Genomic DNA, 21,990 nt, shown 5'->3' with positions numbered 1-21,990 from the left:
GTTTATAGTGTTGGGTTTCAAATGGATTATCTGGCTTGTTACCGGAAATATCCAGTCGGAAGGAGTGACACGAATATGCAGAACAGATCCCGGGCAAAAGTCGCCACCGCATCGCTTGCAGCTCACTATCTTCCGACGCGTCAACTGACGCGCGCTTTCTACTTCGTCTTGCTTGCGCTGATAGGCACGGCGATCTTGACGATTTCGGCCAATATCAAAGTCGATCTTCTTTACGTCAACGTGACGATGCAGACCTTCGCACTCTTCGCAATTTCTGCGGTCTATGGATCGCGTTTGGCGGTTGCAACGGTAGCGCTTTACCTGCTTGAAGGCGCACTTGGTATGCCAGTGTTTACCGGCACGCCTGAGAAAGGCATCGGCCTTGCTTATATGGCTGGCCCGACCGGCGGCTATTTGCTTTCCTATCTCGTAGCTGCATGGATGATTGGGCGCGCTGCCGATAAGGGGCTTGCACGCAACCCTCTCAAGCTGGGCGGCGTGATGTTGCTTGCCGAGGCCATCGTGCTTTTCATGGGCGCAGGCTGGATGGCGTATCTGTTCGGTCTTGAAAAAGGTATTGCTTTTGGCTTTGGCGTTTTCATTGTTGGGGATCTGGTCAAGCTTGCATTGGCCGCTTGCGGCGTTCCAGCAGTAACGGCACTTTTCAAACGTCGATAAATCTAAGCAATCAGTAGATTTGAAAGGCCGGGCAAGTGCTCCGGCCTTTTTCGTATCTTTGTTGAAACTGCTTCGCGATTGACAATGTGCGGCCTGTAAAGCTTTGTTATTTCAGATGCATCGAGTGTACCGGGAGGATCGCGTGAAGTCTGAAGTGCTTGAGGTTGAACCGCTTACGAAAGTCGGCTTTGCGCCTTTTGGAGATGTCATTGAGACGGAAGGCGCTGAGTTGCGCCTTATTAACAACGGCACAACACAACGCTTTCACGATCTAGCTCGCGTTGAAGCAGAAGGCACTGAGGCACGCGTTCTCATTAATATTTTCCGGGGCCAGTCTTTTGCTGCGCCGATTGATATTACAATGCTGGAACGCCATCCTTTTGGTTCGCAAGCTTTTGTCCCGCTGCATGGCAGGCCGTTTTTGATTGTTGTCGCAGAGGATGACAATGGAAAGCCAGCAAAGCCGCGAGCGTTTCTTGCGCACGGGGATCAGGGGGTGAACTACTGGCGCAATGTATGGCATCATCCGCTTGTGTCGCTGGAAAAGACATCAGATTTTCTAATTGTGGACCGCGTAGGTAAAGAGGATAATCTGGAAGAGTATTTCTTTACGGATGTCACATATCGGATTGAAACTATTCCGGTCCCTGCAACGAAAACCTGAGGTTTACTATGGGCAAGCTATCCACACATGTTCTCGATACGGCACATGGTAAGCCCGCGGCTGCGATGCGACTTGAGCTTTATCGGCTGGGTGCTTTGGGCAAGACAGAACTAATAAAGCGCACAGTGACTAATCTGGATGGCCGCACCGATGAGCTTTTACTGAGCGGAAACGAAATGCAGGAAGGGACTTATGAACTGCACTTCCATGTCGCTGAGTATTTTGAGGCGAACGGTGCAGACGTAGCTCATCCCCCATTCCTTGACCTGATCCCGATCCGTTTTTCCATTGCAGATGAAGACGGCAATTATCATGTTCCATTGCTGGTTAGCCCCTGGTCATATTCGACATATCGGGGGAGCTGACTTATCCCCGTCGATCTAAACGCAATTAAGCTCTTCGGATTACCATTTCGAGGAGCTTTTTATGGATCAGACCCCAAATCTCAAACTGCCTTATATAATGCCGAGCCAGGCACAGAAGCATGTCACGCACAACGAGGCAATACGTCTTCTTGATGCAATTGTGCATCTAAGTGTGCGGTCTCAATCGCAGACTGCTGCGCCTGACACACCTGCATCGGGTGACCGTTATATTGTTGCTGCCCCTGCTACAGGGACTTGGGCTAACAAGGCCGGAATGGTCGCCTTTTTTGTTGATGGAGGCTGGTCTTTTATCGCAGTTGCAAAAGGCTGGCTCGCTTATATTGAAGATGAAAATAGCTTGTTCGTCTTTAATGGCACAAGCTGGGAAAGTACCGCTGGTGCACTGCCTGAAAACTTGTCTGTTTCTATGCTCGGCATTCAGGCAACGGCTGATGCCATCAACCGTTTTTCAGTCTCTTCGCAAGCTAGTCTTTTTAACAATGCCGGTGCCGGTCATCAGGTAAAAGTTAATAAGAACGCATCAACGGATACGGCAAGCTTATTGTTTCAGTCTGGCTGGACGGGGCGCGCTGAGATGGGGCTTAACGGAGACGATAATTTCAGCATCAAGGTTGGCGACGATACCGGCAATTGGCGTGTAGCAATGCGGGTTGATCGAGCAACGGGTAACCTGGCTGTTGGAACACTTTCACCAACTACGAAGCTTCACGTTGATGGTCCGATACGGCTCGCGACCTACCCGGTTCTGGCATTGCCATCGGCTGCCCAGATTGGCGCGGGCAGTATAATCTTTGTCAGTAACGCGAGTAGTGGAGCTCAAATGGCTTACTCAGATGGTATTGCGTGGCGTAGTTTTCGAACGGGGGGCAATATTATTTGAGGTGCATTCAGGAATGGCTTGGTGAGGTTTTCGGCCCGCTTTAGTGAATTAATCGGAATATTCAAAATGGAATCTATAAGCCCGAAGAGTTCGCGTCTTCGGGCTTATCTATAGCATTTGTCAGATTAATACGGGCTGTCGACCTTACCCATTTCAACATAGACAGTCTTGATTTGGCTGTAATGGGTCAGGGCAGCGATGCCGTTTTCACGACCAATACCCGACTGCTTGTAGCCACCAAATGGCACCTCAACGGGCGTTAGATTATAGGCGTTGATCCAGCATGTGCCCGCCTTAATCTGGTTGATAACACGATGTCCGCGGGCAATGTCGGCGGTGAACACTCCGGCGGCCAGACCGAATTCGGTATCGTTGGCTCGAGCAATCACTTCGTCCTCGTCTGAGAATTCCAGAATGCTCATCACAGGGCCGAAAATTTCTTCGCGGGCAATTGTCATGTTGTCGGTGACATTGGTGAAGATGGTAGGCTCGATAAAGCAACCCTTATCAAAGCCCTGAAGCTTTGGAATGCCACCGCCGCAGGCGAGTGTTGCGCCTTCGGCTTTGCCTTTTTCGATATAAGACAGAACCTTGTCGCGTTGTGCAGCATTAATAAGCGGGCCCATCTGCGTTGCTTCATCCAGCGGGTCGCCGATACGGATTTTCCGTGTGCGTTCAACCAGCCGCTCAACAAATGTCTCCCGCACATTCTTATGAACGAAGACGCGCGTACCATTCGAGCAGACCTGACCTGTCGAATAGAAATTGCCGAGCATCGCACCGCCAATGGCGCTGTCGATATCTGCATCATCAAAAACGATGATTGGCGACTTGCCGCCCAGCTCCATTGTGACATGCTTGAGATGTTCGCCAGCCTGCGACATGATCCGCTTGCCAGTGGGCACCGAACCTGTGAGCGAAACCTTGGCGGTCAGACGATGATTAACGAGCGCTGCGCCCACATCGCCAAAACCCTGAACAATGTTGAATAGTCCATCGGGAAGGCCTGCTTCCTTATAGGCTTCTGCAAGTGCTAATGCTGAAAGCGGCGTATTTTCGGAGGGCTTGAAGATAAAAGCATTGCCCATGGCGAGTGCAGGGGCGGATTTCCATGCCGCGATCTGGATCGGGTAATTCCATGCGCCGATGCCGACACATATACCGAGCGCTTCCCGGCGCGTATAGGCAAACGAGCCGCCAAGCTCAACGAACTCGCCATTGAAGCCGGAAATGATACCGCCGAAAAACTCAAGCGCATCGGCTGCGGATGCGGCATCTGCGACCAGTGTTTCCTGTAGCGCCTTACCTGTGTCGAGTGTTTCAAGCTTGGAAAGCTTCTTGTTCTTCTCACGCAGAATTTCGGCAGTACGGCGCAGAATGCGGCCGCGTTCCACTGGTTTGAGTGCTGCCCATTCGCCTTGCGCTTTCAGTGCTGCTGCATAGGCGGCTTCAATCACATCCGGCGTTGCCGAATATAGCTTGGCGATTTCTTCGCCCGTCGCTGGATAGATAACGGGAAGCGGTTTGCCAGCCTTGTCTTCCACGAATGCACCGCCGATGAAGTGCGAGGCTTTTGGTTGTACTTTCATCTTATTTTCCTCGAAATTAATTAGCGGTCAGATATTTCCCAGCGTGGATTGATCCATGGTTCCTGATTGGATCGCGCCAGCGGCGTGCGGCCCAGAATATGGTCAGAAGCCTTCTCGCCGGTCATGATCGATGGGCCATTAAGGTTTCCATTGGTTATACGCGGGAAGATTGACGAATCCGCGACACGCAATCCTTCAACGCCAATAACACGACATTCCGGGTCAACAACGGCCATTGGGTCGTCAACTGAACCCATTTTACAAGTTCCGCAAGGATGGAAAGCGCTTTCAACATGCTCGCGGAGGAAGTTGTCGATCTCGTCATCAGACTGCACATTCGCGCCGGGCTGGATTTCGTCGCCACGATAGGCGGCAAAGGCATCCTGTCCGAAGATTTCGCGTGTCAGTCGTACACAATGACGGAAATCGACCCAGTCATCCTCATGCGACATGTAATTGAACTTTATAACAGGCTTTTCTCGAGGATTGGCCGACCGAAGGGTAACGCTGCCGCGGGACTTTGAGCGCATTGGCCCGACATGCGCCTGAAAGCCATGCGATTCTGCCGCCGCTTTGCCGTCATAGCGGATTGCGACGGGCAGGAAGTGATATTGAATATCAGGATATTCCGCACCCGCTTTTGAACGCACGAAAGCCGCGGATTCAAAATGGTTGGTTGCGCCATCGCCAGTTTTGAAAAACAGCCATTCCGCACCAATTCTGGCCTTCGAGAACAGGTTCAGTTTTGAATAAAGCGTAATCGGCTGCGTGCATTCCTGCTGAATATAGACTTCCAGATGATCTTGCAGGTTTTGGCCCACACCCGGGCGGTCGGCCACGACCTCAATGCCGTGTTCCTTAAGCTGCGCAGCAGGGCCAATGCCTGAAAGCATCAGCAGCTTTGGCGAATTGATGGAGGATGCGGCAATGATAACTTCGCGGCGTGCGCGGATGGTCGAGAAAGTACGGCCCGCTTCGATTTCAACGCCGACCGCGCGCTTGCCTTCCATTACGACCTTGCGTGCCAAGCCTTTGACGAGCTTTACATTGGGACGCTTGAGGGCTGGTTTCAGATAGGCATTGGCAGCAGACCAGCGACGTCCATTATGGATCGTCTGCTCCATCGGGCCAAAGCCTTCCTGCTTTTCGCCATTATAATCGTCAGTGACTTCAAAACCTGCTTGATGTCCGGCATCGACAAAAGCTTTGAACAGCGGATTGTCGCGGCGACCGCGCTGAACGTGCAGCGGACCATTGGTGCCGCGCCAGCCTTCCTGTCCGCCGTGCGCATTTTCCATCCGCTTGAAGTAGGGCAATACATCGGCATAGGACCAGCCGCGCGCGCCACTATCCGACCAATGGTCATAATCGCGTGCATGACCGCGCACATAGACCATACCGTTGATGGACGATGAACCGCCGACCACCTTACCGCGTGGCGTGACGAGACTGCGACCTCCAATATGCGGCTCAGGTTCGGTCGAAAACCCCCAGTCATAGGTTTCCATATTCATGGGGAAGGAGAGGGCGGCAGGCATCTGGATTAGCGGGCCGATGTCCGGGCCGCCATATTCGATGACAATCACCGAATGTCTGCCATCTTCTGACAGACGATAGGCCATGGCCGAACCGGCGGAACCGGAGCCAATGATAACGAAATCTGCTTCCATGCTCATGGCTCCACCGAAAGCTGAACCGCGATATAATCTTCAACAAGTGCAATTGCGGAGGCCGCATTGGGCGCATCAGCGCCAAGGGCGTGACGGATATAAAGCCCGTCGATCAGTGCGCCTGCACCTTCGGCAATACGGTTTGCCCGTTCGTGGGTGGTGAGTTGCTGAAGTGCAAAAACGAAGTTTGAGTGCAGGCGGCGCGCATAGACCCGCAAAAGCCGACGCGTATCTTCTGACTGCTGTGCATGAACATAGAAGGTCAGCCAGGCGGCAATGGTTTCCTGCGCAAACTGAGAGGCAGAAAAATTCACGGCAATAATTGCGGCAATCCGCTCGCGTGGCGTTTCGGTGCGTTTGATTGCTTCGTGCAGGTCGTGACCCAGTTCACGCAGTAAGTGGCGCATGGTGGCGAGGATCAGCTTGTCCTTACCGCCAAAATAATGATGTGCAAGTGCGGGCGAGACACCAGCTTCATGGGCAATCTGCGCGACTGTGACATCAAGCGAACCGCGCTGGCCGATTGTTCTGATCGTCGCATCGATAAGCTCGCGCCGCCGCTGAGGCTCCATCCCGATTTTGGGCATAATCGTTTTCCGCGTTAAGGTAATTGACTTCAATTTTATCGTTGATTGACTGATCAATCAATAAAAAATCTGAAGGCATTTGAAACACGGATTGAGGCTGTCGTGGGGTGACTTCAAACTTGTGGGCTTGCGGGGAATGGCCGCTCTGCATACATTCAGAGCATGAGCAGAGCTTTCACAAAAGAACAGGACGACGCGCTAACAGATCTCGGTGAGCGTCCGATTAGTCCGCATCGCAATCTCGTCACGCCTGAAGGTCTAAAGATGATCGAGGATGAGCTTGCGCGTCTGCAACGCGAACTGGCTGAGGCCAATGTCGCGGGCGAACGTTCAGCCATTGCACGTCTTTCGCGTGATCTGCGCTATTGGACATCGCGGCGCGAAACCGCCGAACTATCCGTGCCAGAACCGGACAGTGATGTGGTGCGGTTCGGCATGACTGTAGAGCTTGAAAACCTCGATGAAGGGAATACCCGCACATGGACTATCGTTGGTGAAGATGAAGCCAATCCATCGGAGGGCAAAATTTCCCATATGGCGCCGGTCGCCATCATGCTGTTTGGTAAGCCAGCGGGTGACGTGCTGAAAATTAATGGCAAAGACTGGGAGATTGTCTCGCTATCGGTGTGATCTACAACCACCCCTTTCGGCGGAAATAGAACAGTGGCAACAGAGCCGAGGCAACCATCAGGCCAAGCGCCATTGGATAGCCCCACGGCGAGTTTAGCTCGGGCATGAATGAGAAATTCATGCCATAGATGGATGCGACCAAAGTCGGTGGCATGAAGCCCACTGCCGCCACCGAGAAAATCTTGATAATAGCGTTCTGCTCAACGGATATGAGACCCACGATCGTATCAAGCAGGAATGTAACCTTGTTGGAGAGAAAATCCACATAAGCGACGAGCGACTGCGCATCGCGCTCCAGTGATTTGATCCATGAGCGTGTGTCTTTTTTGGTCGCGACAGGGCTGTTGATTGCGGACAGATAAACCAGCATGCGACTGACACCTGCAAGGCTTTCCCGCATGCGCGATAGAAACGTACCTTGCCCACCGATCTGCGTGAGAATGTGCCGGAAATCCTCAGTTGTCATAGGTCGCGCTTTTGGTTGGCGGCGATAGATCGAGTGCGACGCTGCATCAATCTTTCCAGCAACGCCTTCAAGAATATCGGCGAGACGGTTGGTCGTGGCTTCGGTGATGCCAAGCATGATTGAAAGGCCGGAGCATTTGGCGGGGATTAGTCCATTGCCGGGCTTCGTTGCGCGCGTGATATAAATGCTGACCGATTTCGGATTGGCGTAACGCACGGTTACAAGACGCTGGCCATGGATGATAAAGGTTACGGGCGCGAGTTCCCGATGATCGAGATCAACCGCATGAAGAATTGGCACAGTTAGATATTGGGCACCGTTTTCCATATAAAAGCGGCTCGATTCCTCAATTTCCGTCATGTCTTCGCGGGTCGGGATCGAGATCCCAGTCCATGCTTCCACGATGTGATCTTCATTGACGCCGGGTGCAAGCAGGTCAATCCAGATAACATTTTCAGGCAAAGGCGTGCCCGGTTCAACCTCGACGCGTTCGAGATGACCTCCATTCAGGCAGTAAAGATTGATCATGCGGCACCCAGTTTTGAAGTCTGAAATTTCCGCTGCCACATTGCGTTAAAATTGTTAACGGAATGAGGCAAGCGGCTTCATTTGGTCAATTATCATACTGTTTAAGCTATTGCTCCATGCGTACGATGTAGTACATCGCTGTTTCTTGATGTGATTGAATGAAAGGTGTTGGCGATATGAGCCACACAAATCCTGCGGCGGATGTAGCTCTGGTCGATGCTGAAATCGACAGCGTGCCGCAGCCACCTCTGCCGCCGAAGCAAAGCAAAGCTCTGCGCATTCTGTTGGGACTGAGCCTTGTGTTGATTGCTGCCAATCTGCGCCCGGTGTTTTCAAGTGTATCTGTGCTTTTGCCTGAAATCATCGAAGCGACTGGCATGTCGGGCGTTGCTGCGGGCATCCTGACAACGCTCCCTGTTGTTTGTCTTGGCGTTTTTGCACCCTTTGCGCCGCGTCTTGCACAGCGTTTTGGTGCAGAAAAAGTGCTGCTGTTTGTGCTGATTGTTTTGACGATTGGCACAGCGATCCGTGGCATTGGCAATTCAGCATCGCTTTATATTGGTGCCACACTTGCTGGTGCGGCAATTGCCACCGGCAACGTGCTACTTCCGGGCGTCGTCAAACGCGACTTTCCTAAAACCGCAGCGATAATGACCGGCCTTTACACAATGGCGCTGTGTGGTGGTGCGGCTGCTGCTGCTGGATTCACCATCCCGATTGAGCACATGCTGGGCGGGTCATGGAATTTGGCGCTGGCCTTCTGGGCGTTGCCAGCGGCGCTTGTTCTGGCGCTGTGGTTGCCACAAGCTTTGCGGGCAAGACACAATGTTGCGCATTCTGGTTTCAAAGTTATCGGTTTATGGAAAGACAAGCTTGCATGGCAGGTGACGTTTTTCATGGGGCTGCAATCCTCCATGGCCTATATTGTCTTTGGTTGGCTCGCACCGATTTTGCGTGAACAGGGCCTAAGCGGAACGGCGGCAGGCGGGCTGGTTTCGTTTTCCATCATGGTGCAGGTCGTGACCTGCCTTGCAATACCTTCGATTGCGGTCCGACAGAAGAGCCAGAGCCTGCTTAATGTTGTGCTGTGCTTGAGCGCAGCGCTTCCATTGATGGGTTTTCTCTATCTGCCGCAATGGAGCTTTTGGCTGCTGGCTATTATTCAGGGCTTTGGTCAGGGTGGGCTAATCGCTGCTGCGATGATGGTCATCGTGCTGCGTTCGCCCGATTCGCATACGGCTGCGCATTTATCAGGCATGGCGCAATGTATCGGCTACACGCTGGCGTCCATTGGGCCGCTGGTGGTTGGCTTGATCCACAGTGCGACGGGCAGTTTTGCAGCCTGTGGCATCTTCTTTGCGGTGCTTGGAATAGGCGCTGCCATCAATGGTTGGGGCGCTGGCCGATCAAAACATGTCGGCGTAAAAGTCGTGCAAGGCTAATAAAAAAGCCCCGGTTTTCCGGGGCTTTTGTTTATCATAAAAACTTAGATGAACTGGCCGAGGCCGGGGATCGATCCCACAACAGCATCAACTGGTTCTGCGCCAGCTTTTTCCTTGGCGAAACGGATGGTTTCTTTAGCAACGCCGGAAATCTCGCCCATGCCAAGGCCTGCGCTCATGAGCTGCGAGCCGAGGCCCATTACGCCGCCCATCAAGCCGGAGAGAAAACCGCCGCCTTTAACCTGCGAAATCGCTTCTTCCGCACCCGGAAAAGCTGCCAGCAGCTGCTGAACCTTATCGGCTGGGCCTTCCTTTTGCAGAAACGCCAAAATCATACCGACGGCCTTTTCTGCCGTTGCTGCATCAATGCCAACATTGGAGGTGATGCGCGCGATCAGTTCTTCCATGAGACTCTCCCGAAATATCTTACGTTTACGTAATATGCACTGTCGCGGACGCTTTGCAAGTATTCCTGAGCTAAAATCTGCGGAATTTGTCTTTAACAAAAGTTGGAAATTAAGTCTGGATACGGAATTTCGCGTTATCGTTGTTGCGCGACGGTGCTGCTGGTATATCGTATTGTAAGCAAACCTTTTACGGAGCGACATGCCTGATGACCGCCGATGATGCAATTTTTCTTGGTGCTAGCCGCAAACCTGATGATTCCTATCAGCAGCCAGAATATCTGGCTCTGAAATATGGCAACAGGCACGGCCTTGTCACCGGCGCAACGGGCACGGGTAAGACAGTTACTTTGCAGGTGTTGGCTGAGAGCTTTTCTGCGGCGGGTGTTCCGGTTTTTTGTGCAGATATTAAGAGCGATCTTTCCGGCATTGCCGCCCCCGGCGTGGCGAACGAAAACCTCACAAAACGTGCTGAAGAAGTTGAACTTAATCCTTATGAGCTGCGTGCTTCGCCTGTTATCTTTTGGGATATTTTCGGCGAAAAGGGACATCCTGTTCGCGCGACTATTTCCGAAATGGGACCGCTGCTGCTCTCGCGCCTGATGAGCCTGACTGATGCGCAGGAAGGCGTGCTCAACGTTGCATTCCGCCTCGCGGATGAAGAAGGCTTGCTGTTGCTGGACCTGAAGGACTTGCAGGCCATTCTTGCAGAAATGGCTGAGCGTTCGGCTGAGCTTTCTGCGAAATACGGCAATGTCAACAAGGCTTCCGTCGGCGCTATTCAGCGGTCGCTGCTGGTTCTCGATCAGCAAGGTGGCACCAAGTTCTTTGGTGAGCCAGCATTGCGTATTTCTGATCTGATGCGCACGACGACCGATGGTCGTGGTGTGATCAGTGTGCTCGCAGCTGACAAACTGATGATGAGCCCACGTCTTTATTCGACATTTTTGCTGTGGCTGATGTCGGAGCTGTTTGAGGAACTGCCCGAAGTAGGCGATCCGGATAAGCCGCGTCTGGTCTTCTTCTTTGATGAAGCGCATTTGCTGTTTGATGAAGCGCCAAAAGCGCTTGTTGATCGTGTGGAGCAGGTCGTTCGCCTGATCCGTTCAAAAGGCGTTGGCGTTTATTTCGTAACACAGAACCCGCTTGATGTGCCGGAATCGGTATTGGCACAGCTCGGCAATCGCGTTCAGCACGCGCTTCGCGCTTATACGCCACGCGAAACCAATGCCGTGAAGACGGCTGCCGATACGTTCCGCCCAAACCCTGATTTCAAAACCTATGAGGCGATTACCAATCTTTCGACAGGTGAGGCGCTGGTTTCGACTTTGCAGGCGAAGGGCGTTCCATCCATGGTGCAGCGCACGTTGATCCGTCCACCATCGTCGCAGATTGGACCACTGTCACCTGAAGCACGTGCGAGAATCATCGCTGCAAGCCCTGTTGCCGGTCAGTATGATCAGGCTGTTGATCGGGATTCGGCTTTTGAAATGCTGGCTAGAAAAGCACAAGCCTCAGCAGATGCAAAGCAAACCGCCAAAGAAGAGGAATCTGGCCAGGGCGGCGGAATTCTCGGTGAAATTATGGGGACTGCATTCGGAACGGGACGCCGTTCAGGTCGTCAGACGGTAGCGGAAACCGCGATGAAGTCTGTCGTGCGTTCGGTGAGCACATCATTGGGCCGCGCGCTGGTGCGTGGCATTTTAGGAAGTTTCAAACGCTGATAGATAGCGTAATTAGAATAGAAAAAGCCCCGGATTTCCGGGGCTTTTTATTTGTATCGCTAATCTCTTATTACATAACCAGAATAGGCGATTTCGCTGGTACGCGATTGTAAAGATCGATGATGTCCTGATTCATCAAGCGTACGCAGCCTGAAGAAACGGCCTTGCCGATTGACCACCATTCTGGATTGCCGTGCAGGCGATAAATCGTGTCTTTGCCATCTTTGAAGATGTAGAGCGCACGTGCGCCAAGCGGATTCTTGAGGCCCGGGCCCATGCCGCCATTGCGCGAGCTGTATGGCTCAAGTTCTGGCTGACGAGCAACCATCTCATCCGGTGGAGTCCAGCGTGGCCATTCGCGCTTGTACTGAATGACTGCACGGCCTGACCATGCAAAGCCATCGCGTCCAATGCCGACGCCGTAGCGCATTGCCTGACCATTGCCGAGTACCAGATAAAGGAAACGGTTGGTCGTATCGACGACGATGGTGCCCGGCATTTCGCCTGTTGGATCCTGAACGACCTGACGCAGATAGCGCTTGTCCATTTTCTGGATCGGAATAGCAGGGAGCTGATAGCCGTTGTCTTCAACAGCTGCATACATAGATGCCCAGCTTCCATAGGAAGAATCGACATTGGCTTGTGGCGTCCGGTTAATTGGATTGCCATTGGCGTCTACATCGACGATTGGAACATTCTGCCCCAACTGAGCACAACCGGCGAGGCCGGCCGCCGCTGTTGCTGTCATGGCCGTTAAAAAAGAACGGCGGGTAAGGGTCGTTTGCATATGAAAACCAGATTGGTGACGGGAGGGGTGTTAGATACAACGGTTAGGGTTAATGAAGTGCGACTATTCGTTGTAATAGTCGCGAATTTCGCGGTGATAACGAGTTCGAATGCATTTAGTTGAGGGCAAAACGCCCGATAAATGTGGCCTCTCGCCGTTTATAATAAGGCCTAAACATGGCTAAGGCGCCGTAAGGGGGCTCGTGTTGCCGTTGCGACACAATTTTAGCCGCAACAGGCGGTTGTTCACCGTGCGGTATATTCAAGTTTTAGTGATATTCAATCCAGCAGCTGTAGACTCGGTAAAATAAGTGCAGGGGGATATTGCTTATATTCGTCCGGCTGGTGGGATCGGTTGATCCACACGGCACGCATACCGAATCGCGCAGCCCCCGCAACATCCCAGCGATTGGATGATTGGAATGAGATTGCCGATGGATAAAGCCGCCACTGCATCGTGATCAGTTCATAGACCGAAGGCGATGTTTTGTAGCGCTTCACGCTATCAGCGGAGATGACGTCATCAAGCAGCACATCCAGCGCGGAGGATTTGACGGCAGCCTCCAGCATTTTGGGTGAACCGTTAGAGAGAATAGCCAATCGCGCGCCTCGGCTTTTCAGGCTTTTCAACGCGGCTGGCACTTCCGGGTAGCAATCGAGCTTCCAATAAGCTTCCAGTAGATCGCTGCGCAGTGACGTATCGACTGACGGATAACGCGCAAAGGCGAAATCCAGCGCGTCTTCTGTAAGCTTCCAGAAGTCACGATATTCGCCCATTAGGCTGAGAGTCCATGAATATTCGAGCTGTTTTGTACGCCAAAGCAAAGAAAACGCTGCGCCATCCGGCCCCGCTTTATCCTCATGTCTGCGCACAGCGGAATGCACATCGAACAATGTGCCGTACGCGTCGAAAACATAAGAACTATGGGGCACCGATTTTCTCCGATCGTGCATCAATCTTAAAAAAAGTAAAGTGAACCCTATCCTTATGCAATTTCAATAAAAATTCATTGATTTGGTGGGTGAATTTAGAAAATGCGCCATTGCCGCATCCGACGTTGCGGCCTATGTAGATTGCGCACGCAAGTTTTAGGGCATGTGTTCGCACTGCCCATGGTCAGCTGCTCAAGTTAAGCTGAAAGACACAAGAGGAGAGTTCCGATGGCTTTTGAACTGCCCGCCCTTCCGTACGATTATGACGCACTTGCTCCGTTCATGTCGCGCGAAACGCTCGAATTCCACCACGACAAGCACCATCAGGCTTATGTTACTAATGGTAACAAGCTGCTCGAAGGTTCAGGTCTTGAAGGCAAGAGCCTTGAAGAAATCGTCAAGGAAAGCTTTGGCAAGAACCAGGCGCTCTTCAACAATGCTGGTCAGCACTACAACCATCTCCATTTCTGGAACTGGATGAAGAAAGACGGCGGCGGCAAGAAGCTGCCAGGCAAGCTTGAAAAGGCTGTTGAATCCGATCTCGGCGGTTACGACAAGTTCCGCGAAGACTTCATCGCAGCTGGCGCTGGTCAGTTCGGTTCGGGCTGGGCATGGCTGTCGGTTAAGAACGGCAAGCTCGAAATCTCGAAGACCGCAAACGGTGAAAGCCCGTTGGTTCATGGCGCAACGCCAATTCTCGGCGTCGACGTATGGGAACACTCCTACTACATCGATTACCGCAATGCGCGTCCTAAGTACCTCGAAGCTTTCGTTGATAGCCTCGTGAACTGGGATTACGTGCTCGAGCTTTACGAAAAGGCATAATAGCCGTTTCATTGTGATCTGAGAGAACCCCGCGAAAGCGGGGTTTTTCTTTGCGGTTAGTTCAGAGCTTATCCCCCAAAGTGGTGAACACTCATGCATTCGATCCGGTCAGTTTAATTTACATTAAAACATGAGTATAGTTATCAAGATAAGTATTATTGATTTTAAAGATGTGATTCTGGAGAAATTAAACAATAGTATTTAATTCAAGTTTTTCACAATATCGTGTAATATTTGTAATACTTCCTATAAATTCGGCATATTACTTTTGATTGTTGGGATTTTCAGTCGATTTGGTTGCTTCAGCGCGAATTGTATCGGATATTTTACCCAATATGAGTGTTGCTCGATTTTGGATGTGGAGGATTACATGCGTTCCTTTTTTCTCACTGTGAGTTCGGTTGCGGTGTTGGTCGCCGGTGTGGCTCATGCTGACGTTATTGCTGATCGTCAGGCCATCATGAAGGATATGGGGCGCTCAGTCGGGCAACTCGCGCCAATGGTAAAGGGTGAGAAGCCTTTTGATGCGGCAGCGGCTCTCGCGGCGCTTGAAAAGATTGATGCTGACGCGAAGAAGTTTGACGTCGACACTTTGTTCCCTGCAGGCTCCGATCAGGGCGACACGGAAGCTTCGGCAAAAATCTGGGCCAATAAGGAAGATTTCGTCAAACACGTTGAAAAATTCCGCGCGGATGCCGCATCAGCTGTCGCTGCAAAGCCTGCGGACCTCGATGCGCTGAAGCCGGTTTTCCAACAGGTCGCTGCCAATTGCGGCTCGTGCCATCAGGTCTATCGTGAAAAGAAGAACTGATTAGCAACGTTATGGTCCGCAAACTCGCATATATTGCTGGCGCCGTTGTCATTCTGGGGGCTGCTGCTTTCTGGGTGCTAACAACTCCTCAGACGGTGGATCAGTCGGTGATTGCATCTTTGCAGCCGGGTGATGCAGCGAATGGCGAGCAGATTTTCTGGGCTGGTGGCTGTGCATCGTGTCATGCCGCCCCGGGTGCTACGGGCGATGCACGTAAAGTTCTTGCTGGCGGACATGAACTGGCTTCGGATTTTGGCACATTCATTGCACCCAATATCTCGCCATCAGAGCAGGGTATCGGTAACTGGACCTTACACGACTTCGCCAATGCAATGCTGGAAGGGACGGGGCGGGCAGGAGAGCATCTTTATCCGTCTTTTCCATATACATCCTACGCTAAGATGAAGCCGCAGGATGTGGCCGATTTGTTCTTTTACATGAAAACGCTGCCAGAATCGGACAATGTTGCGGAGTCGCATAAGCTCGGTTTTCCATTCAATATTCGTCGTGGACTCGGGCTTTGGAAACAGCTTTATCTTTCTAATAAGCCCGTAGTCGAACTGGCCAATGCGTCTGAGCAAGTGAAGCGCGGTCAATATCTCACCGAAGCGCTGGGCCATTGCGCAGAGTGCCACACACCACGCAATGCCATTGGTGGGTTGGACACAAAGCAATGGATGGCAGGGGCGCTGTCGGCTGAAACTGGTAGCGATGGTCGCAAAGGCATTGTGCCCAATATCACCTCAGGTGAGGGCGGTATTGGTGACTGGAGCGCAAACGACATCGCCTACGCGCTGCAAAGCGGTTTTACGCCAGATTTTGACTCACTCGGCGGTTCAATGACCGATGTTGTGACCAACATGGCACAGATAAGCGATGTGGATCGGGAGGCAATTGCAGCCTATCTTAAGGCGATCCCGGCGCATAGGAACGGCTATCCGTCCAGTCGTTGATTAGCGTTTGGTGCAGCGAACGACAGTTGGCAGTCCGGCATTGGTGTATTTGCTTTGCATTGTATAGAGCCAGCCTTTGCATTCAGACATTGTCTGAAAACAGCGGAAGCGATCAACAGGCACTAATCCATCACTGCTGACGAATGGAGAGTCGTCCACACCGCTGAATTGGCCAACAATAACGCCACTGCCGCGCGGGGGCGTGTTGCAGCGCTGTCCCGCATATTCACTGACATTCTTGCGAACCTGTGCCTGCGCGAGTGTTGCAGGCACTAACAAAGGAAAAGCAATAAGAGCGGTTAAAAGTGCACGATGCATTATCTGATCTCCGCGTCTGTTCATTAAAATAATATAAGCCCAATAAAAACTCCCGGCAAATAAATTGCCGGGAGCATTATAAATATATCTTTATTATGCTTTGCCGACTGCTTTCAGCGCAAAAGCATAGGTGTATGCCACTTCTTCTAGCCGAGAAAACCGACCCGATGCACCGGCATGGCCCGCATCCATATTGATGCGGAAAAGCACAGGATGATCATCGGTTTTCAGTTCACGCAGCTTGGCAACCCACTTGGCAGGCTCCCAATAGGTGACGCGAGGATCTGTCAGGCCGGCAACCGCCAGAATGCGCGGATAGGCTTGAGCCGTTACGTTGTCGTAAGGCGAGTAAGCCGCGATCGTGCGATAATCAGCCTCAGAGGCGATAGGATTGCCCCATTCCGGCCATTCAGGTGGCGTGAGAGGCAGCGTGTCATCCAGCATCGTATTGAGCACATCAACAAACGGTACTTCAGCGATGATGCCGCCAAAGGCTTCTGGTGCCAGATTGGCAATCGCGCCCATCAGCATGCCGCCTGCCGAACCGCCATGAGCAACAATACGATCATGGCTGGTGAAGCCCTCGCTAACGAGGTGTTTTGCAGCAGCTATAAAATCGGTAAACGTGTTTGTCTTTTTTTCACGCTTGCCGTTTTCATACCATGCGAAGCCTTTGTCCTTGCCGCCGCGAATATGTACGATGGCATACACGAAGCCTCGGTCAACCAGAGATAGTCTTGATGTGCTGAAGCTTGCAGGCATGCTCATGCCATAGGAACCGTAACCATAAAGCAGGCACGGTGCCGATCCATCGAGCTTCGTATCTTTGTGATAGATCAGCGATACTGGAACCAGTTCACCATCTTTGGCAGGCGCAAGAACACGACGCGTGACATAATCTGAAATGTTATGGCCGGAAGGGACTTCCTGCGTTTTAAGCAGTACGCGCTCACGCGTGTTCATATTATAATCGAAAAGCTGCTCAGGCGTGGTCATCGAGGAATAGGAGAAGCGGATCACATCCGTATCGTATTCCGCGCTTCCATGCAGACCGAGTGAGTAGGCTTCTTCATCAAACGCAATGGCGTGCTCTTCGCCGGTTTTGCGGTCGCGGATCACAATACGCGGCAGGCCGTTATCGCGTTCCATCCAGACGAGATGATTTTTATAAGCGCCGTGTGACAGGATCAGGCGTCCCGGAACATGGGCGACAAGTTCTTCCCAGTTTTCCGGCTGCGGTGCGGATGCAGGTGCGCGCATGATCTTAAAGTCTTTAGCGCCATCGATATTCGTCAGAATGAAGAATTCATCACCACCGGGTGCAATATCGTATTCGACACCTGCTTTACGCCCCATAACGAGCTGCGGTTTTGCCACAGGATCATTTGCGGGCAGCATCCAGGACTCAGACGTTTCATGGTCGTGAATGTCGATGAAGATGAAATCATCGAGTGGAGAACTGCTGATTCCAACAAAGAAACCAGGGTCTTTTTCTTCAAAGATCAGCTTGTCCTGTGACTGATCGGTTCCGATCAGATGATAGAAGACTTTGGACGGGCGGTGGTTTTCATCAAGCAAAGTATAGAAAAAGCCTTTGCTGTTTGCGTCCCAGCTGCCGCCGCCATTGGTATCCGTAAGGACATCTTCGAGATCCGACATCTTTTCGAGATCGCGAACTCTGAGTTTGTAAAATTCAGATCCCTTGTCGTCATAGCCCCAGATCAAACGACTATGATCGGGTGAGTGATCGGCAGATGCGAGACGGAAATAGGCTTTATCTTCAGCCTCTTTATCGCCGTCGAGAAGAATTGTTTCCGTGCCACCATCGCGCGGTGTGCGGATGAAATATGGCTGCTCGCCCCCGGTCCGGTAGGACATGCCGTAAGCATATGGACCATCCTTCGACGGAACTGACGAGTCGTCTTCCTTAATGCGTCCGCGCATCTCGGCGAAAAGCTTCTTCTGAAGTGCGTCTGTGTCCTGCATCAAGGCCGTTTGATAGGCGTTTTCAGCATTCAGGTGTTCACGAATTTCAGGTGCCAAAACGGAAGGATCTTTGAATACTTCCTGCCAGTTGTCAGCGCGCAGCCATGCATAGTCATCGGTGCGGGTAATACCGTGGCGCGTATCACTTGCTGGATGCTTTGGTGCTTTGGGCGGGGTCGGAAAACTCTTATCGTGGGGCATGTAATATCCGTTAAAAAGCGAACGAAATCAGTCCGAACCGTTAAACCGGTCCAGACTGTCAAAAACAACAATTAGTCCTGATCGAAGATCAATGCGTTACCATTCATGCAGTAACGCAGACCTGTTGGCGGCGGACCATCAGGAAAAACGTGTCCCAGATGTGCATCGCAATCCGAACAGCGAATTTCTGTGCGGTTCATGCCATAGGAATGATCTTCAACTGCGAAAACTGCATCGGGTTCGATTGGTTGGTAAAAGCTAGGCCAACCGGTTCCAGACTCGTACTTCGTCTCCGACTTATAAAGCGGCTTATCGCAGCACACGCAGCGATAAATTCCATGGAGTGAACTATCAAAGTTCGGGCTGGAGAAGGCGCGTTCAGTCCCATGCTGGCGAGTGATCTGATACTGAATGGGCGTGAGCTGCTCACGCCATTCTGCATCGGTTTTAATGACTTTCAGGTGGCGGGTCTGATCAGTGGAATTAGACATTTGTTTCTCCTGTGAGTGGAGCCTAGCAGTTTTGATGATTACATGATCATTTGAATGAGGCGGAACAAGGGGTGCCGCACCTTCCTATCATACAAAACTACAAGCGAATTGTTTGATCAAACTGTAGCAACACCTTTTCCAAAATGGATATATTGCAGATTTGATGTACGTCACTCAATGTACAGGTAAAACTTTCGTGTAGATCGATGGCCTTTAAAGGTAACTTGTATATATATTTGATGTAGCTACTGAAATTGAGTTTATTGATATGAATATATTCTGATTTCGCCTTTTTGTTGCCTTAGTCATTGATCATGATTTTCCCCAATTAATATGGTTGTTTTAGCTAGTGTTAAAAAGCTTATCGAAAAAAAAGATTGATTATGTTTGTCTTGTAAACTAAGGAAGCGCTACAGACAATCTATCACCTTTCCCTCAACTTTACGAATACAGCATCAAGCCAATTAGGGCGCCATCTATTGATGACAGTCTTTTTGGAAATTCAATTGCGCATAAATCGGAATTTTATTTGCTTGCTTAAGAAGAATTTCGTTCTTTTAATGTAAAGTGGTTTGACAATTCTATTGCAAATGACACTATTCATTGTTATTTGCGACACGGGCTAATGTTGGGCAGGGAAAAGAATTCGAGCAAGCCAGCCCCAGATTTTTGGGTGCTGTAGTTTGCCTGATATAAAGAACGACTATAAAGGAAAAAAAATGGAAAACCCTGAAATCTACGACGAGAGCGCAGAATTGCTGCTCAGCCTGACTGCTGAAGTTGTTGCCGCTTATGTTGGAAATAATTCTATTCGCGCAAGTGAACTGCCTCTCCTGATTTCAGAAGTACATTCTGCTTTCAAGAGCAATGTTGTTCGTGAAGAAGCGCCTGTTGTCGTTGAAAAGCCAAAGCCGGCTGTAAACCCGAAGAAGTCGGTTCATGACGATTACATCATCTGCCTTGAAGACGGTAAGAAGTTTAAGTCGCTCAAGCGTCACCTGATGACTCACTATAGCATGTCTCCTGAACAGTACCGCGAAAAGTGGGATCTTGATCCTAACTATCCAATGGTTGCTCCAAACTACGCAGCAGCACGTTCGCGTCTTGCAAAGAAGATGGGTTTGGGCCGTAAGCCTAAGGACGCATAATTTACCGATAGTTTTATCGGATACTTCTTTTGCTATGAAGACAAGTTGATTATAGCCCGGCGCTCTTGTGTCGGGCTATTTTATTTGAACTTAGCTATTTTTTTAGAATTATCGAAAATGAGTAGCATGTCTTAATTGGCTGTTTGATCTCATAATAACTGTTCTGCCCAATAACCTGTCGAGAGCCTGCTTTAAGGCGATATGCCTATTAAGATCATAGCTCCAATGACCGCTGACACCTTTCAGCCGCTCTCGTTCTATAAGCCGGGTAAGTCTATTTTCTGCTCGATTTTTCTCGTCTTTTGAAGCGTTTAGCAGCGTATCCATATCGATACCCGCTATGATCTGTAGCGCAACGCGCTGCATTGCCCCCATCCGTTCTTCATTACGTTTTGTAATAAACTCTTTGCAGGAATTACGAAGCGTGAGTTCCATTATCTATCTTCCACTTGTCGCACTCTTTCTGGTGACAGAATGGCAGACGCTTTTGAGGTGTGGATAAAATTCCTATAATTTCGTAATGAGCTGATGGTTGATGAAAATATGCTATGAATAAACTTATCCCCGCTTGCAAATTCCTCATTATAAGAACATATTCCTATAACGGTGAGGAAAGATGAATGTCTCTGAAAACTCCGGATATCATCCATACCCGCGCAGAAGCTGTTGAGGCTTTAAAGGTCATTGCAGCGCGACACGGACGAACACTGAAACTGGATAATTCTGGTCCGGTTCTGGGGCGCAGGTGCCAGGAAAAGAATATTGAGATCTGCGAAGCGTTGATAGACATGTTGTCTGCCTATTTCGGCGTTAGTGGTACTGAGTTGCGTTCGCCTATGCGATGCAGACGGGACGTCGCACAGGTACGACAGTTGGGCATGTATATCGCGCATACCTCTTTCGGCATGGTGATGGGTGAAGTGGCAGTTGGCTTCTCGCGAGAGCGCACGACGGTCATGTATGCGTGCCATCTCGTTGAAGATCGGCGAGATGACCCGGATTACGATGCGGTCGTTTCCGCATTGGAAAAACTCGTTAACGTTGGATTCTCGGATTGGAGGATTGCAGCTTGAGTGAAATGTATTCGACGTCCGAAGCAAGAATCATCCGTTTTTTGAAACAGGGTGGATGTGAAGTTCAGGATTCTGTGCGTGACACCCATGTTTTGCTTGTGGCTGATCACGGTACAATTGCAGCAACGCGTAATGAACTTGATGTGATGCAAAAAAGTGGCGTTTTGCTGTGTAGCGACGGTCGGCTTGTACTTGCGTCTCAAGCACGAAAGAGCGCTGAGAAAAAGCCAGCTAACGCGCGGAAAACTGAAACTATAGAGCTTGAATATGGTGAGAAGGTTGAAATTAATCCTTCTGAATCGCCATTGGCGAAGCTTTTCAGGCTTCGCAATGGTGCAGGTATAAGCTTTATTTCTGAGGATGAGTTTCGGGCAGGAGAACGGCTGCGTTCAGATTTCACACGGGGGGCGATGATGCCTTCGATTTCAGCGCGGTGGGATGTGGGCGTTGGTAATTCCACGCGTTCGGGGCCGGGAGGTATGGCTGAATTCACAGATATCGCGCTGGCAAGCCGGATGCGTGTCGAGCGCGCTTTAGAAGCCGTTGGACCTGAACTAAGCGGCGTGCTTATAGATGTGTGTTGCTTCTTAAAGGGGCTGGAACTCGTGGAACGCGAGCGCCAATGGCCAGTTCGTTCCGGAAAAATGTTGCTCAAAATGGGGCTTTCGATGCTGCATCGGCATTATAATCCGCATTCAGGCAAGGAATCCCGCTCCACGGGTATTGTTCACTGGGGGGCAGAGGATTATCGCCCGGCAGCACGTCCACGGCAAAATTGATTGCTGCGATGCTTTTTCACCACATTGACCCCGTCAAC

Annotated in this window: 24 protein-coding genes; 13 read left to right on the top strand and 11 right to left on the bottom strand. The window is 51.0% G+C overall.

Annotated elements, in window-relative coordinates:
- Positions 1 to 75: 75 nt before the first annotated feature.
- The 4 genes from J2782_RS06160 (at position 76) to J2782_RS06145 (ending at position 2,608) form a co-directional block, all read left to right on the top strand.
- Positions 76 to 678: a biotin transporter BioY gene (locus J2782_RS06160; RefSeq protein WP_310010723.1), complete on the top strand. Its 603-nt coding sequence runs from the start codon at positions 76 to 78 to the stop codon at positions 676 to 678.
- Between the two features lie 142 nt (positions 679 to 820).
- Complete coding sequence (locus J2782_RS06155; protein ID WP_310010722.1) at positions 821 to 1,342, top strand: ureidoglycolate lyase; 522 nt, start codon at positions 821 to 823, stop codon at positions 1,340 to 1,342.
- An 8-nt stretch (positions 1,343 to 1,350) separates the two neighbouring features.
- On the top strand, positions 1,351 to 1,707 hold the full coding sequence (gene uraH / locus J2782_RS06150) for a hydroxyisourate hydrolase (protein ID WP_310010721.1): 357 nt from the start codon (positions 1,351 to 1,353) through the stop codon (positions 1,705 to 1,707).
- A 61-nt stretch (positions 1,708 to 1,768) separates the two neighbouring features.
- Complete coding sequence (locus J2782_RS06145; RefSeq protein WP_310010720.1) at positions 1,769 to 2,608, top strand: DUF2793 domain-containing protein; 840 nt, start codon at positions 1,769 to 1,771, stop codon at positions 2,606 to 2,608.
- A gap of 125 nt (positions 2,609 to 2,733) precedes the next feature.
- Here the strand turns inward: J2782_RS06145 and betB are convergent, their stop codons facing one another.
- Genes betB through betI form a run of 3 tightly spaced genes read right to left on the bottom strand, consistent with a single transcriptional unit; the run spans position 2,734 to position 6,454 of the window.
- Entirely contained in the window at positions 2,734 to 4,197 is a 1,464-nt protein-coding gene (betB, locus tag J2782_RS06140; protein WP_310010719.1) for a betaine-aldehyde dehydrogenase, read from the bottom strand.
- 20 nt (positions 4,198 to 4,217) lie between these two features.
- Positions 4,218 to 5,867 carry a choline dehydrogenase gene (gene betA / locus J2782_RS06135; RefSeq protein ID WP_310010718.1) on the bottom strand — a complete coding sequence of 550 codons (1,650 nt, stop codon included), beginning with the start codon at positions 5,865 to 5,867 and terminating at the stop codon, positions 4,218 to 4,220.
- Positions 5,868 to 5,869: 2 nt separating this feature from the next.
- A complete protein-coding gene (gene betI / locus J2782_RS06130) occupies positions 5,870 to 6,454 on the bottom strand; it encodes a transcriptional regulator BetI (RefSeq protein ID WP_310010716.1) in 585 nt (194 codons plus the stop codon).
- A gap of 162 nt (positions 6,455 to 6,616) precedes the next feature.
- On the opposite strand from betI, the gene J2782_RS06125 reads away from it, so the two are divergent.
- Complete coding sequence (locus J2782_RS06125) at positions 6,617 to 7,084, top strand: GreA/GreB family elongation factor (RefSeq protein ID WP_310010715.1); 468 nt, start codon at positions 6,617 to 6,619, stop codon at positions 7,082 to 7,084.
- A gap of 1 nt (position 7,085) precedes the next feature.
- Here the strand turns inward: J2782_RS06125 and J2782_RS06120 are convergent, their stop codons facing one another.
- Complete coding sequence (locus tag J2782_RS06120) at positions 7,086 to 8,078, bottom strand: magnesium transporter CorA family protein (protein WP_310010714.1); 993 nt, start codon at positions 8,076 to 8,078, stop codon at positions 7,086 to 7,088.
- A 176-nt stretch (positions 8,079 to 8,254) separates the two neighbouring features.
- Between J2782_RS06120 and J2782_RS06115 the strand changes: the two genes are divergently transcribed.
- On the top strand, positions 8,255 to 9,520 hold the full coding sequence (locus tag J2782_RS06115) for a CynX/NimT family MFS transporter (protein ID WP_310010713.1): 1,266 nt from the start codon (positions 8,255 to 8,257) through the stop codon (positions 9,518 to 9,520).
- A 44-nt stretch (positions 9,521 to 9,564) separates the two neighbouring features.
- Here J2782_RS06115 and J2782_RS06110 read toward each other — a convergent pair whose 3' ends face one another.
- A complete protein-coding gene (locus tag J2782_RS06110; protein WP_310010712.1) occupies positions 9,565 to 9,927 on the bottom strand; it encodes a DUF2267 domain-containing protein in 363 nt (120 codons plus the stop codon).
- 206 nt (positions 9,928 to 10,133) lie between these two features.
- Between J2782_RS06110 and J2782_RS06105 the strand changes: the two genes are divergently transcribed.
- The gene (locus J2782_RS06105; RefSeq protein ID WP_310010711.1) at positions 10,134 to 11,648 is read left to right on the top strand and encodes a helicase HerA-like C-terminal domain-containing protein; all 1,515 of its coding nucleotides are present in this window, start codon (positions 10,134 to 10,136) and stop codon (positions 11,646 to 11,648) included.
- Between the two features lie 70 nt (positions 11,649 to 11,718).
- Here the strand turns inward: J2782_RS06105 and J2782_RS06100 are convergent, their stop codons facing one another.
- Positions 11,719 to 12,435 carry a L,D-transpeptidase gene (locus tag J2782_RS06100; RefSeq protein ID WP_310010710.1) on the bottom strand — a complete coding sequence of 239 codons (717 nt, stop codon included), beginning with the start codon at positions 12,433 to 12,435 and terminating at the stop codon, positions 11,719 to 11,721.
- A gap of 278 nt (positions 12,436 to 12,713) precedes the next feature.
- On the bottom strand, positions 12,714 to 13,367 hold the full coding sequence (locus J2782_RS06095) for a haloacid dehalogenase type II (protein WP_310010708.1): 654 nt from the start codon (positions 13,365 to 13,367) through the stop codon (positions 12,714 to 12,716).
- Positions 13,368 to 13,595: 228 nt separating this feature from the next.
- Between J2782_RS06095 and J2782_RS06090 the strand changes: the two genes are divergently transcribed.
- From J2782_RS06090 to J2782_RS06080, 3 genes are all read left to right on the top strand, one after another.
- Positions 13,596 to 14,192, top strand: a complete 597-nt coding sequence (locus tag J2782_RS06090) for a superoxide dismutase (protein ID WP_007874131.1) — start codon at positions 13,596 to 13,598, stop codon at positions 14,190 to 14,192.
- Between the two features lie 370 nt (positions 14,193 to 14,562).
- A complete protein-coding gene (locus tag J2782_RS06085) occupies positions 14,563 to 15,003 on the top strand; it encodes a c-type cytochrome (protein WP_310010707.1) in 441 nt (146 codons plus the stop codon).
- An 11-nt stretch (positions 15,004 to 15,014) separates the two neighbouring features.
- Positions 15,015 to 15,956 (top strand): cytochrome c, encoded by a 942-nt coding sequence (locus J2782_RS06080; RefSeq protein WP_310010706.1) that lies wholly within the window; start codon positions 15,015 to 15,017, stop codon positions 15,954 to 15,956.
- Here the strand turns inward: J2782_RS06080 and J2782_RS06075 are convergent, their stop codons facing one another.
- The 3 genes from J2782_RS06075 to msrB all read right to left on the bottom strand — a co-directional run bounded on the left by J2782_RS06075 (position 15,957) and on the right by msrB (position 18,952).
- Positions 15,957 to 16,274 carry a hypothetical protein gene (locus J2782_RS06075; RefSeq protein WP_310010705.1) on the bottom strand — a complete coding sequence of 106 codons (318 nt, stop codon included), beginning with the start codon at positions 16,272 to 16,274 and terminating at the stop codon, positions 15,957 to 15,959.
- A gap of 93 nt (positions 16,275 to 16,367) precedes the next feature.
- The gene (locus J2782_RS06070; RefSeq protein ID WP_310010703.1) at positions 16,368 to 18,461 is read right to left on the bottom strand and encodes a S9 family peptidase; all 2,094 of its coding nucleotides are present in this window, start codon (positions 18,459 to 18,461) and stop codon (positions 16,368 to 16,370) included.
- Between the two features lie 71 nt (positions 18,462 to 18,532).
- Positions 18,533 to 18,952, bottom strand: coding sequence for a peptide-methionine (R)-S-oxide reductase MsrB (gene msrB / locus J2782_RS06065; protein WP_310010702.1), 420 nt, complete (start codon positions 18,950 to 18,952; stop codon positions 18,533 to 18,535).
- Between the two features lie 719 nt (positions 18,953 to 19,671).
- Between msrB and J2782_RS06060 the strand changes: the two genes are divergently transcribed.
- On the top strand, positions 19,672 to 20,100 hold the full coding sequence (locus J2782_RS06060) for a Ros/MucR family transcriptional regulator (protein WP_310010701.1): 429 nt from the start codon (positions 19,672 to 19,674) through the stop codon (positions 20,098 to 20,100).
- 108 nt (positions 20,101 to 20,208) lie between these two features.
- Here the strand turns inward: J2782_RS06060 and J2782_RS06055 are convergent, their stop codons facing one another.
- A complete protein-coding gene (locus J2782_RS06055) occupies positions 20,209 to 20,538 on the bottom strand; it encodes a cytoplasmic protein (protein WP_310011110.1) in 330 nt (109 codons plus the stop codon).
- A gap of 182 nt (positions 20,539 to 20,720) precedes the next feature.
- Here J2782_RS06055 and J2782_RS06050 point away from each other — a divergent pair, with 182 nt between their 5' ends.
- Together J2782_RS06050 and J2782_RS06045 are read left to right on the top strand one after the other, a co-directional pair.
- Positions 20,721 to 21,173 carry a helix-turn-helix domain-containing protein gene (locus J2782_RS06050; protein ID WP_404989593.1) on the top strand — a complete coding sequence of 151 codons (453 nt, stop codon included), beginning with the start codon at positions 20,721 to 20,723 and terminating at the stop codon, positions 21,171 to 21,173.
- On the top strand, positions 21,170 to 21,952 hold the full coding sequence (locus tag J2782_RS06045; RefSeq protein ID WP_310010700.1) for a DUF6456 domain-containing protein: 783 nt from the start codon (positions 21,170 to 21,172) through the stop codon (positions 21,950 to 21,952). Before J2782_RS06050 ends, J2782_RS06045 begins: the two co-directional genes overlap by 4 nt.
- Positions 21,953 to 21,990: the final 38 nt, after the last annotated feature.

The organism is Brucella pseudogrignonensis (assembly GCF_031454375.1).
GTDB classification, from domain to species: Bacteria; Pseudomonadota; Alphaproteobacteria; order Rhizobiales; family Rhizobiaceae; genus Brucella; species Brucella pseudogrignonensis_A.
Note: the sequence above shows the minus strand (reverse complement) of the source record. Positions and strands in the feature narration are given on the sequence as shown.